This is a genomic window from Chloroflexus sp. MS-G, from assembly GCF_000735195.1.
Lineage (GTDB): Bacteria > Chloroflexota > Chloroflexia > Chloroflexales > Chloroflexaceae > Chloroflexus.
On the sequence record NZ_JPIM01000129.1, the window covers coordinates 1 to 12,198 of the forward strand.

Annotated in this window: 10 protein-coding genes and 1 tRNA gene; 9 read left to right on the forward strand and 2 right to left on the reverse strand. The window is 53.9% G+C overall.

All coding sequences use genetic code 11. The annotated features are described in order from the left end of the window. The first annotated feature begins 66 nt into the window (after positions 1–66). From JE47_RS0117370 to JE47_RS0117395, 6 genes are all read left to right on the forward strand, one after another. The gene (locus JE47_RS0117370; protein WP_031460970.1) at positions 67–1,368 is read left to right on the forward strand and encodes an ABC transporter substrate-binding protein; all 1,302 of its coding nucleotides are present in this window, start codon (positions 67–69) and stop codon (positions 1,366–1,368) included. A 62-nt stretch (positions 1,369–1,430) separates the two neighbouring features. Next, on the forward strand, positions 1,431–2,321 hold the full coding sequence (locus tag JE47_RS0117375; protein ID WP_031460971.1) for a carbohydrate ABC transporter permease: 891 nt from the start codon (positions 1,431–1,433) through the stop codon (positions 2,319–2,321). Positions 2,322–2,334: 13 nt separating this feature from the next. Next, the gene (locus JE47_RS0117380) at positions 2,335–3,258 is read left to right on the forward strand and encodes a carbohydrate ABC transporter permease (protein ID WP_031460972.1); all 924 of its coding nucleotides are present in this window, start codon (positions 2,335–2,337) and stop codon (positions 3,256–3,258) included. A gap of 132 nt (positions 3,259–3,390) precedes the next feature. Further along, positions 3,391–5,556 (forward strand): glycoside hydrolase family 65 protein, encoded by a 2,166-nt coding sequence (locus JE47_RS0117385; protein ID WP_031460973.1) that lies wholly within the window; start codon positions 3,391–3,393, stop codon positions 5,554–5,556. 219 nt (positions 5,557–5,775) lie between these two features. Beyond that, positions 5,776–6,426 (forward strand): beta-phosphoglucomutase, encoded by a 651-nt coding sequence (gene pgmB, locus JE47_RS0117390; RefSeq protein ID WP_031460974.1) that lies wholly within the window; start codon positions 5,776–5,778, stop codon positions 6,424–6,426. Positions 6,427–6,820: 394 nt separating this feature from the next. Beyond that, positions 6,821–7,993 (forward strand): CPBP family intramembrane glutamic endopeptidase, encoded by a 1,173-nt coding sequence (locus tag JE47_RS0117395; RefSeq protein ID WP_031460975.1) that lies wholly within the window; start codon positions 6,821–6,823, stop codon positions 7,991–7,993. 103 nt (positions 7,994–8,096) lie between these two features. Here the strand turns inward: JE47_RS0117395 and JE47_RS21430 are convergent, their stop codons facing one another. After that, a complete protein-coding gene (locus JE47_RS21430; RefSeq protein ID WP_081910068.1) occupies positions 8,097–9,038 on the reverse strand; it encodes a lamin tail domain-containing protein in 942 nt (313 codons plus the stop codon). A gap of 20 nt (positions 9,039–9,058) precedes the next feature. Further along, a tRNA-Val gene (locus JE47_RS0117405) sits at positions 9,059–9,135 on the reverse strand. A gap of 46 nt (positions 9,136–9,181) precedes the next feature. Here JE47_RS0117405 and JE47_RS0117410 point away from each other — a divergent pair. From JE47_RS0117410 to JE47_RS0117420, 3 genes are all read left to right on the forward strand, one after another. Then, on the forward strand, positions 9,182–10,444 hold the full coding sequence (locus tag JE47_RS0117410) for a CCA tRNA nucleotidyltransferase (RefSeq protein ID WP_031460977.1): 1,263 nt from the start codon (positions 9,182–9,184) through the stop codon (positions 10,442–10,444). A 22-nt stretch (positions 10,445–10,466) separates the two neighbouring features. Then, positions 10,467–11,543, forward strand: coding sequence for a M42 family metallopeptidase (locus JE47_RS0117415; RefSeq protein ID WP_031460978.1), 1,077 nt, complete (start codon positions 10,467–10,469; stop codon positions 11,541–11,543). 7 nt (positions 11,544–11,550) lie between these two features. Then, on the forward strand, positions 11,551–12,198 hold a 648-nt coding region (locus JE47_RS0117420), incomplete at its 3' end, for a S41 family peptidase (RefSeq protein WP_031460979.1).

A 12,198-nucleotide genomic window follows, 5' to 3' on the forward strand; every position in this document is an offset into this window, starting at 1 on the left:
CTAAACATGCAACTTTTTTACGGTCGTTGGTCTTTATGTTTTCTTTAGTCTTTGAAAGGAGAAGCTATGAATCGCCTGATCAAGCTCCTACTCGTTCTGACTGTGCTGGCGCTGGGTTTGAGCGCCTGTGGTCAGACCACCACTCAACAGACTCAACCCACTCCACAAACTGTGCGCGAGACAGTTGTTGTCCCGGCCGAAAAGGTTACTGTGCGTCTATCTGGATGGGCTTCCAGTCCGGCTGAGACGGCTCTGCTCGAATCGCTGCTGTATAAGTTCTCGGTAGAAAATCCCGATATTCTGGTCAAGTACGAGCCGATTACCGGTGATTACAAGCAGGTGCTCCTGACATCGATTGCTTCGGGTACCGAGCCTGACATCTTTTACGTCGATATTTTCTGGTGGCTTGAGCTGGCGGCGAACGATGCACTGCTCCCGCTCGATGATCTGATGGCGACCAGTGGTGTTTCGCGTGACGACTTCATCCCGGCGCTGATCGATGCTTTTACCTATAAAGGCAAGACCTACGGTATTCCAAAAGACTTCAACACGCTCGGTATGTTCTACAACAAAGCATTGTTTGACAAGGTTGGTCTTGCCTATCCAACCGATGACTGGACATGGGATGATCTGCGTGCGGCTGCTGAAAAGCTGACCGACCTCAGCGATCCCAATCGCCCGATCTACGGCTTCTGCACACCGCCTGATCCAGGTCGGTTCCCGGTCTTTGTCTTCCAAAATGGCGGGATGGTGATGAAGGATGACTACAGTGACACGATGCTCGACAGTGAAGCAGCGGTAAAAGCTGCCGAGTTCTACACCTCATTCCGCACCGCCAAGATTGGTGCATTGCCTTCAGATCTCGGCGAAGGCTGGCAGGGCACTCTCTTCGGCAAAGGTCAGTGTGCAATGGTGTACGAAGGTGGCTGGTTGATCCCCTATCTGCGCGATCAATTCCCGAACACACAGTATGGTGTGGTGATGCCGCCGGCCGGGCCGGGTGGTGAAGGCAACCTTATCTTTACCGTCGCCTGGGGTATCTCGGCTAATACGAAGAATCCGGATGCGGCGTGGAAGGTAGTGAATTTCCTGACCAGCGAAGCCAGTCAGAAGACGGTGCTCGAAAGCGGATTTGCGCTGCCATCACGGAAGTCGTTGCAGAACAGCGACTATCTGAAGAACAATCCCAACTCGGCAGCGATCTTCAACGGTTCCTTCTTCGGTGCACGTCCGTTCTTCTGGGGCGCTGTCGGTTCCGATGTCAACGATCAGATGGCGAAAGCCCTGGAGCGCATCTTCAAGGAGAACCAGCCGGTATCTGAAGCGATGAAGCAAGCGGCGGATTCAATTCGGAAGGCGTTGCGGTAATTGCTACGCGCAGCGACCGGTCAGCTCCGGTCGCTGCGCTCCACCAATGACGGGAGTATAATATGCGAGCGAGAACTGACCGCCGCAAGATTTTCGAAGCGTTGAATGGGTATCTGTTTATTTCGCCGTGGCTGATCATTTTCGTTATCTTTAGCCTGATCTCTCTATGTTACGCGGTCTACCTCTCGTTCACCGAATACAACCTGCTCCGACCACCGCGCTGGTGGGGGTTAGAGGGTTATCAGCGTGTGCTGGAAGATGAACTCTTTCTGGCAAAAGCACTGCCCAATACCTTCAAATATGTGCTGATCGTCGTGCCGATCCAGACCTTTCTCAGCCTGGTGCTGGCATTTGCCATGGATCAGAATCTGCGATTTCAGCGCTTTTTCCGCACTATTTTCTATCTGCCTTCAGTGACATCATCGGTAGTGATTTCACTGATCTTTATCTGGATTTTTGCGCCGCAGGGGATTTTCAACCAGATCACAGGTCTGACGGTCAATTGGCTCGATGACCCACGTACCGCGTTTTATGTGATTATGGGAATGAACATCTTCACGACGAGCGGTACGTTGATGCTGATTTTCCTGGCTGGTTTGCAAGATATTCCGCTGGCAGTTTATGAAGCAGCCGAAATTGATGGCGCAAACGGGATTCAGAAATTCTTCTACATTACCATTCCGATGTTGCGACCAGTCATCTTCTTTGTTGTGACGGTAGGCGTAATCGGCTGTTTCCAGGTCTTCGACCAGATTTATGTGATGACTGCCGGTGGGCCGCTCGATAGTACGACGACGATTACCTACCTGATTTACAAGTGGGCTTTCCGCGATACTCGTATCCAGATGGGCCAGGCATCGGCATTAGCAGTGATTCTGACGCTCATCATCCTGGCAGTTACCCTGTTGCAACGAAAAGTGATCGAAGGCAGCGGCAGCGGCGCCGAGCGCTAGAAAGGCAACACCGATGGCAGTAACAACACAAGCACAGACACGGGTGTACGAGCAGACCGTCTTCTTCGACCGGCTGCGTAAATACCTTTTCTTTGCTATGCTGGCCTTCTGGGCTGTCCTTTCGGTAGCGCCGCTCTATTTTACGCTGGTCTTCTCGTTTAAGCCGGTGGCCGATATTTACACACCACCGATCTGGGCGCCGATCCCCTTTACGCTCGAAAACTACCAGACGATCCTGGGCACGTTCCAGCTCTTCCCGCGCTGGGTGTGGAATAGTGTCTTTATCTCGGTCATCATCACAATCTTCCGCGTTCTCTTCTGTGCGATGGCCGGGTATGCCTTTGCCCGTATCGAGTTTCCTCTGAAGAACTTCTGGTTTAACCTGCTGCTCATTTCGATGATGATGCCCGGTGTTGTCACGCTTATTCCATCGTTCCTCATCATTGGACCGGGTCTCATTCGCGGTGGGATTGATCTGGGGATGTTCAAGCTGCCTACCGGTTTTGGCCTCATCGACAATCCCTGGGGGGTGATTTTACCCGGTATGGCCGATGCCTTCGGCGTCTTTATGATGACCCAATTCTATAAGTCGTTCCCCAAAGAATTGGAAGAGGCAGCGATGATGGATGGATCAGGGCGATGGGGAACGTTCTTCCGCATTGTGCTGCCGATTAGCCAGACCCAGTTGATTACCCTCGCTCTGCTGACATTTCAGGGGGCCTGGAACAACTTTATGTGGCCACTGCTGGTGCTCCGTTCGCCCGAGCAGTTTACGCTGCCAATCGGTTTGCAATGGTTCCGTGGTGAGTACTATACGCTCTATTCGGTGATCCTTGCCGGATCGATCTTCAATACGCTCCCAATCTTGATTATCTTCTTCGTCTTCCAGCAGTATTTCGTGCGGAGTATTGCTGCTACCGGTTCAAAAGAAGGATAGGGCACGTGCACGCTGCAATGTGAGTAACACCGTAACACCGTACAACCTGGTAATGGGCAGCGCATGGATGCGCACGATCGCGTCTCGGCTGCCCAGATCGTTTTCGCCGCTGCATAGAACGAGAGAACAGGTATGTGGATACTATCTGAGACATTATTCGATCCAGCCAAACAACATCACAAAGAGACTATCTTCACGATTGGGAATGGCTATCTCTCAACTCGAGGTACCTTTGAGGAAGGGTATCCCAACGATCGACGGGCTACGTTTATCCACGGCGTCTTTGATGATGCACCGGTTGTCGTGACCGAGCTTGCCAATACACCCGACTGGCTGGCTACGCAGGTGGTAATCGACGGCGAGAAGTTTTCGTTGGCAACCGGTACCATCCTGGCTTATCGGCGTGATCTTGATTTACAGACCGGCGTTCTGCGCCGCGAGGTGCGCTGGCAATCACCAAACGGCCGTGTCGCAACGCTGATTTTTACCCGCTTCGCTTCACTGGCGAACGAACACCTGCTGGCATTACGCTGTGAGATCATCCCCGAATTTGATGGTCAGATCGAGCTACGCAGCGCACTCAATGGTCAGACCGACAATGAAGGACTACTCCACTGGCGCCATATTGCACAGGGTCAGCTTGCCGATGGTGCTATCTTCTTACGCACCCGCACCCGCAAAAGTGGGATTGAGCTGGCGCTGGTGATGCGTCTGGTAGGAGATGCTGCGCTCACTACCACATTCTGGGATGTTGAGAATGTGCCGACTCTCCAGCAGGTCTATCAGGCGAGGACCGGTACGCCGATTGTCGTGAATAAGTTTATCGGCGTTGCCACTTCACGCGATACCGGCAACCCGCTGGAACTGGCTCATCATCATCTCCAGCGTGTGACAGACTGGGATCAGGAGCTAACTGCGCAACAGCAGGCCTGGGCGCACGAATGGGAACGCTGTAATGTTGTCATAGAAGGCGACGAAGAGGCCGATCTGGCTGTGCGCTTCAGTATCTTCCAACTCCTGATCGCAGCGCCACGCCACGATCAGCGTGTCAATATCGGCGCCAAGACCCTCTCGGGGTTTGGTTATCGTGGGCATGCCTTCTGGGACACCGAAATCTTTATGCTCCCTCTCTTCATCTACACAATGCCTGAAGTGGCCCGCAACTTGCTTGATTATCGTTACCTGACGTTGCCGGCAGCTCGTGCTAAAGCGCGTGCCGCTGGTTATGAGGGGGCATGGTATGCGTGGGAAAGTGCCGATACCGGTGAGGAGGTAACGCCGACGTGGGTGCCAGATTTTCACGACAAGAAGAAGCTGGCTCGCGTCTGGACAGGTGATTTGGCGATCCACATCTCTTCAGATGTTGCTTACGCCGTTCAACAATACTGGCAAGCGACCGGTGATGATGCGTGGTATATCGAACGTGGCGCTGAAATCATACTGGATACGGCCAAATTCTGTGCGTCGCGTGTCGAATGGCTAGCCGACCGGGGGTGCTATGGCTACACCGACGTCATTGGCCCCGATGAATACCACGATCACGTGAACAACAATGCCTATACCAATCTGTTGGCGCAATGGAATCTGCGTGCCGGTTTAGAGACATTGGCATGGCTCGAACAGCATGCACCGCAGAAAGCCGCCGAACTGCGGCAGACGCTTGATCTGACTGCTGAACGTTTGCAACACTGGCAGACGGTTGCTGAAAAGATGTGTGTGAATATCGCGGCCAATGGCCTGATCGAACAATTTGATGGCTTCTTCAAACTCAAAGATGTCAATCTAGCCGATTATGAACCACGCACAAAATCGATGCACGAGATTTTCGGGATCGAAGGTGCTAACGAATATCAGGCCATCAAGCAACCCGATGTCTTAATGTTGCAATTCCTGCTACGCGAACACTACAGCGACAGCCAGATTCGGGTTAACTACAATTACTACACACCACGCACCGATCACACCTACGGCTCATCGCTCGGCCCGCCGATCCAGGCCATTGTCGCTTGTCAGATGGGAGATGTTGACGAAGCGTATGAGCACTTCATTCGTGCGGCGCGTGCCGATCTCCGCGATGTGCGCGGCAATGCCGGTGATGGTATTCACGCCGCCTCTGCGGGTGGTGTTTGGCAGGCCGTTGTCTTCGGGTTCGGCGGTCTGCGCATCCATCCAGACGGTACTTGGGAAGTGCATCCACGTCTGCCTAAACACTGGCAGCGGCTTACCTTCCGCTTTACCTTGCGTGGCGTTATGCATACCGTTACCTGCTATCCCGACGGTCGCGCTATCGCTGCGTAAACAACGAGCGGGTGCAACCAAAATCGTTGCATCCGCTCCCTTTCGCAAAACCCAATGCAGCACATTCGAGGTTTATAAGCCTACAGAACGTTCGCGCTGACCTGGTATCGCACCGAGTCTCTCTCCCGCTCTCTGCGCGTGCAGGGTGCCTGGAAGCGATAACTTGCCGATACTGCGCCAACGGTCGGTTGCGCAACAATAAATAACAGGAACCAGAGTATGCCAATTCAGGGCTTCATTTTCGATCTCGACGGTGTTATCACCGATACCGCCGAATATCACTATCGGGCGTGGAAACGGCTGGCCGACGAGTTAGGGATTCCGTTTACACGCGAAGAGAACGAGGCGCTACGCGGTATTCCGCGTCGTGAGTCTCTTCTACTCATGCTCAAAGGCAGATCCTATCCTGAAGATGTGCTTACTGAGCTAATGGAGCGGAAAAACGGCTACTATCTTGAATTTATCCGCGAAATATCACCACGTGATCTCTTGCCGGGCGCCCGTGAACTGCTGCAAGAGATTCGCGCTGCCGGACTAAAAATTGCACTCGGCTCGGCGAGCAAAAATGCCCGCGAGGTGATCGAACGGTTAGGTATCACCGACCTGTTTGATGCCATTGCCGACGGTTACAGTGTCACGCGCCAGAAACCAGCGCCTGATCTCTTTTTACACGCTGCACGCCTGCTCGATCTACCACCAACTGCCTGTGTTGTCGTAGAGGATGCGGCTGCCGGTGTTGAAGCTGCATTAGCCGGAGGATTTTATGTCGTTGGGATTGGTCCGCAAGAACGGGTGGGCCGGGCACACCTGGTTATCCCGAGTCTGTCTGGAATACGCTTACAGGACATTTGCCGTCGGTTAGAACAGTAGCAGGGTCGGTGCGACGATAATGATCCTGCGCCGGAACGTAATCGCGTGCTGGGAATGACCGGATTCGACATAACAACGTGACGAACGGCTGATAAACCGTTGTTGTGGGGCGGGTTTCCAACCCGCCCCTACCGATTCTCCGCACCTCTCTTTCTGTTATTGCTTCCCTGGTTCAGATACACTATTCAGACCACGCCAAATGACTGGGGTGTGGTATACAATGTATGTGGAGTGCGTGGAATAAATACCCTCTGTGCGGAGATCACCTTTCCCAAGAGAAAAGGGAAGAGGGGAAGATGATGACCACAAGATACGCTATGGCGCGCTGTTCGCAGTGAGTTTATACTCATCACCGGTTTACCACGATTGCTACGAAACAAGAGGAAAAGAGACGATGTCAGAACCACTCGTTATCACCCCTGAACCTGCTCCTATGCGGCGACCAGGTATCTGGCTTGCCGGTGTAGGCATCTACATCCTTCTGCTGAGTATCGGTGCTGCTATTGGTGGCGAGATCGGGAATTTCACCTCCGCCAGTCTCAATGCCTTACCCTTTGTTGGTCTGGCAATTCTGGCCTATTTTGCCGGTACGTCTTTCAATTGGGCCTGGATTGCTACTGGCGTGTGGCTGACCATCCTCATCGGTGCATCTGCCGTGTATGCGTTTGGCCTGGGGGTATTGAATATCGTTGACATACCACCGGGTGGATTTGATCCGAACAATCCGCCGACACTTCAGCCGGCTTCTCTCTTCACGATCCTGCTCCTCATTTTTGGTATCTTCCTCAGCTTTGGAATAGGCTTGTCAACGCTACTTCCACCGGTGCGTCGGTGGTTAACACGATTTCTTCCGCTCGATCCAAACTCATTTGTGCATAGCGTGGCGCTGGCAGCAATTGTCACTATCACGCTGATCATGGTAATGCCACTGCTGGTAACCGGCCAGCCACCACTACTCACCCTTGTGCGAGCTGTAGGTAGTGAAGAATTGAATGCTGGTGATCTCAGCGCTGGCGCTCAGTTGCGTAGCCAGGTTTATGGCCTGGTCTGGACGATTCCGGCTGCGTTTCTCGCAGTCGGCTTTGGAATTCGCCGCAATCTATCGGCGACGCTCCTGCGCATCGGTCTGGTACGACCGACCGTTAGCCAAGTTATCACTGGTGTGGGGATCGGTCTGGCTCTGGCCGGTTTGATAACGCTCACATTGCCATTAATAGATACAATCTGGCAGACATTTGGTTGGCCTACCACCGACCATGAGGCGTTCAGTGAACTGATAGCTTTTGCGATTAGCCCACTTGGAGCATTGGTGATTGGTGTCACAGCCGGGTTAGGTGAAGAACTGGCAATCCGTGGAGTTTTGCAGCCCCGTCTGGGCATTTTCCTCTCGAATCTTTTCTTCGTCAGCCTGCACGCTTTTCAGTATCATTGGGATGGTCTGCTGGTCGTCTTTGTTGTGGGTCTCATATGTGGTTTGGTAAGAAAACGTACCAATACGACGACTGCTGCTATCGTGCATGGAGTGTACAATTTTGTGTTAGTTATGCTCGAAGTCATTGCCGGTTAATACCAGGTCTGGATATGTGACCTGGCTTGCCTGGACATCCATGGGTATGCAGGCGACCAGGTTGATGGCAGGGCAGCATATGTGCTGCCTCGATCACCTGGCGTCAGGGTACCTGATAAGAACTCACCAGCCGCCCTTGTGCATCGAACAATTGCGCAATGTCTCCGCGCTGCCAAACCGGTGCTGAGCGCCCCCAGTAGAAATCACCGGTGTTCAAATTGTTTGTGCCGCTACCTGTGTAGAGGTATATCTCACTTTCAGGCGCCAGCACATAATTCGGAAAAACGAATGTTGGCCGTTCAGGGCGTGAAATGTTGATAATCCGCCAGCCACCGATTGTGAGGTCGTTCTCTTCGTTACTTAGCAATGTCACATATTCATCGTTAAGTGAGTTTGATGTATCTGGGTCGTAAGCAACAATTTCAAGCGTTACCGATATACCGGCTGGTATTGGGGTCGGTGTAGCGATAGGTACACCGCCAAGGGTAGAAGTTGGTGTCGGCGTGAAGGTGATGCGGGGCGTCTCCGTCGTTGGCACGGTTGGTGTAGTGGTAGCAGTGATCTGTGGGGTTGCCGTCGCTCGACCCGTCGGTGTCGTAGTTCGGGTTGCCTGCGGTACTGTTGGCAGCGCAGTCGTTGGGCGAGGAGCTAACGTTGGCGTTGGTGAAGGTATTTTCGTTGGTGATGGAACAACAGTAGCTGGCAATGGAACATCAACGTAGCATACCATCCTGGCAAGCAATTGTTGATTATCCCGTAGTCGCACCTCAACCGGATAGATACCAGGAGGTTCGTTCACCCGCAGCGGGATTTGCCAGCGTCCGGCAGCATCACTGACCCCGCCGCCGACCGGCAAATCGGCGAAGAGTACGATCAGGCCCTGAAATGGTGGAGCCTGATCACCACGGAGGGTAATCGTCTGATTCCGCGGACACGCAAGCGCCTCCGGCTGGGCGTACATCTGTTGCGTGACAACAGCAGAAAAACCAGCTAGTACGAGAGCGATGAAGAAACTCGCGATAAGACGGTGACGAGGATAATTCATGAGGCGTGTTACAATAAATGTGGTGGGCGATAGTGGATTCGAACCACTGACCTCCACGATGTCAACGTGGCGCTCTAACCAACTGAGCTAATCGCCCGTGCGAACTCTATCCTATCATTGAATGCCTGCTCTGTCAAGCGCACATGGACAATCTTATCACCAGACTTGAACCAGAACTGCGGCGTCTGCTTGCACGTGCCGTTGATCTGGCATCGTCGGTTCAGGCAACGTTATGGCTGGTTGGCGGTGTCGTTCGTGATCTGTGGCTCGGTGTACCCATTGGACGTGATATTGATCTGGCCGTCGAAGGCGACGTTCATCGGATTGTTCCCCTGCTCGCAAATGTCTGGGGTGGCGACATCGTGGCGCAGCATCCATCATTTGGCACAGCTTCAATAACCGTCGGCAATTGGCTGATCGATTTGGCCCAGACGCGCACCGAACGCTACCCACGACCGGCTGTCTTGCCCGAAGTGCAACCGGCGCCGTTGGCCCTTGATCTTTTCCGCCGTGACTTCAGCATCAATGCGATGGCGATTCAACTGGTCGCGCAGGGCAACGACTTGTTGCCGATGCCCCTCTTCGATCCGCTGGGGGGGGCTACCGATCTGGCAGCTCGCCGCTTACGGCTTTTGCACGAGCAGAGTTTGCGCGATGATCCTACCCGCCTGTTACGTGGTCTGCGCCTGGCCGCTCGTCTTGATCTTACTCCTGATGCAGCGACCAGGGCGCAGTTTCAGGAAGCTATCGCAGCTCAGTATCTGGCGCTCCTCACCCCTGAACGAGTACAGACTGAACTCTGCCTGACATTGAGTGAACCCGATCCGGCAGCGGTTGTGGCGCTGGCCGACCGATGGGGGGTCACGTACCAGATTGTGCCCGGTTTACACTGGACACCGGCCATGACCGAGCGATTAGCCCGCTATCAGCGCGATCCGGCGCATGTGGCAGCCGTCGCGCCGACTGATCTGGTTATCGCCGGACTGTTGCTCTACGATGTCAGTGATGCTGAGCTGATGATGTTTCTGCGCCGTTACCACCTACCTACCCCGGTGCGTCGAATGCTCAACGACCTGATTGCACTGCGCGTCCGGCTACCAACCATCGCCTCGGCATCCAGCCCGAGTCGTCTTGATGCCCTGTTACAGCCCTATAGCGTAGCCGCGATTGCTGTGCTACACTACGCGACAGATGAGCTAATTCAGCAGAACATCGCCCGCTATCTGCACGAATGGCGGCTGCTGCGCCCGCCGCTCAACGGTGATGACTTGCGTCAGTTGGGGGTACCGCCAGGGCCGCAATTAGGACAACTGTTACGGCGTCTGCGGGCAGCGACGCTCGATGGTCTGATCACTGATCGCGCAACGGCTGAACAGTGGGTACGTCAACAATTGGTCGATTCCTGAATAGTTGAGCGAGGAAAAATCTGTGGATGCAATGATGCAACTTTTGAAGGAACTCACCGAGGCTCATGGTGCCTCTGGTTATGAAGGACCGGTTCGCACTCTTATGCGGCGCTACCTTGAGCCGGTAAGTGAGATCGAAGGTGACAATCTGGGAAGTATTATTGCTCGTCGGATCGGCGTACCCGATGGGCCACGGATCGCGCTGGCAGCGCATCTTGATGAGATCGGATTGCTCGTGACCCGTATTACCGACGATGGCTTTCTCAAGTTTCAGCCGCTTGGTGGCTGGTGGGATCACGTGTTGTTGGGTACACGAGTGGAAGTTATGACCCGCCAGGGATCGATTATCGGTGTGATCGGCGCAAAACCTCCGCATATCTTAAGCAACGATGAACGGAATCGCCTCGTTGACAAAAAGTCAATGTACATCGATATTGGTGCCTCTAGTCGTGAGGAAGCTATGGCATGGGGAGTGCGACTGGGCGATTCAGTGGTACCGGTCGGTCCATTCCTGCCGATGCGCAATCCCGATCTCTTCATGGCAAAGGCATTAGACAATCGCGTTGGCTGCGCTATCGTGGTTGAAACCATTCGTCGCCTGGTCAATGAACGCCACCCCAACATTGTCTACGGGATCGGTAATGTTCAAGAAGAAGTCGGTCTGCGTGGCGCGGCTACAACAACGTATCTGGTCAAGCCTGATATTGGCTTTGCTATCGATACGGCGATTGCTGGCGATATGCCCGGTGTGGGGGCTGATGATGCGATGAGCCGACTCGGTCAGGGACCGGCCATCCTGCTCATTGACGGATCATTAATTGCCCACACCGCTCTGCGCCATCTGGTTATTGACGTTGCCGCCGAAGAGGGTATTCCGCTGCAATTCGATCTGATGCCAGGGGGCGGTACTGATGGTGGACGGATGCATATTTTCGGGAGTGGGGTACCAACCGTGGTTATCGGGCCGCCAGTACGTTATATCCACTCAACCTCGGCCATCGTCCATCGTCGCGATATTGAGCAGACGGTACAACTATTGTTGGCGCTGGTTCGGCGTCTCGATGGCGAGACAGTGCGACGCTTGCAGAAAGAGGCATAAGAAGGCTATGTATGGCGTGATTCGTGTGCTGCAAATTCGTATTCCCATCTGGCTTACCGTGCCCCTCTTCCTCGTGACCTTGATCGGCGGAATCAGCAGCGGCGTCTGGTTGGGAGTCTGGTTAAGCAATCCAAAAACGACCGTTGCCTGCCCTGAAACAACCGAGATTTGTGACCAATTTGCCGTCTTTTGGGAAGTGTGGCAATTAGCCCGTGAGCGTTATGTCGATTCTACCGCCGCCGATCCAGATCGGATGATCGAAGGCGCGATTGATGGCATGTTAGCTACGCTCGGCGATGAGGGTCATACCCGCTTTTTGAGCGCGACCGAGGCCAAAATCTGGCAAGAGTCGCTGAGTGGTGCTTTTGAGGGTATCGGTATCTACATCGGCAAACGCGATGGCATGCTGTTGGTGCTGGCGCTGATTGAGGGTTCACCGGCAGCGTTGTCTGGCCTGCAAGCGGGTGACCGCATTATCACTGTCGATGGGCATCCGGTTGAGGGGTGGTCGATTGACGATCTGGTTGCACGTGTACGTGGCCCTGCTGGCACATCAGTTACTCTTGAGGTGAATCGACGTGATGCCGGATTGTTACGCTTTACCATCACCCGCGCCAAAATTACGGTGCCGAGTGTCAGTTGGGCATTACTGCCT

Bases quoted from the DNA above. Each gene is read 5' to 3' on its own strand.
- JE47_RS0117375 (WP_031460971.1), top strand. From the start codon at position 1,431: ATGCGAGCGAGAACTGACCGCCGCAAGATTTTCGAAGCGTTGAATGGG.
- JE47_RS0117380 (WP_031460972.1), top strand. From the start codon at position 2,335: ATGGCAGTAACAACACAAGCACAGACACGGGTGTACGAGCAGACCGTC.
- pgmB (WP_031460974.1), top strand. From the start codon at position 5,776: ATGCCAATTCAGGGCTTCATTTTCGATCTCGACGGTGTTATCACCGAT.
- JE47_RS0117370 (WP_031460970.1), top strand. From the start codon at position 67: ATGAATCGCCTGATCAAGCTCCTACTCGTTCTGACTGTGCTGGCGCTG.
- JE47_RS0117410 (WP_031460977.1), top strand. From the start codon at position 9,182: ATGGACAATCTTATCACCAGACTTGAACCAGAACTGCGGCGTCTGCTT.
- JE47_RS0117385 (WP_031460973.1), top strand. From the start codon at position 3,391: ATGTGGATACTATCTGAGACATTATTCGATCCAGCCAAACAACATCAC.
- JE47_RS0117395 (WP_031460975.1), top strand. From the start codon at position 6,821: ATGTCAGAACCACTCGTTATCACCCCTGAACCTGCTCCTATGCGGCGA.
- JE47_RS21430 (WP_081910068.1), bottom strand. From the start codon at position 9,038: ATGAATTATCCTCGTCACCGTCTTATCGCGAGTTTCTTCATCGCTCTC.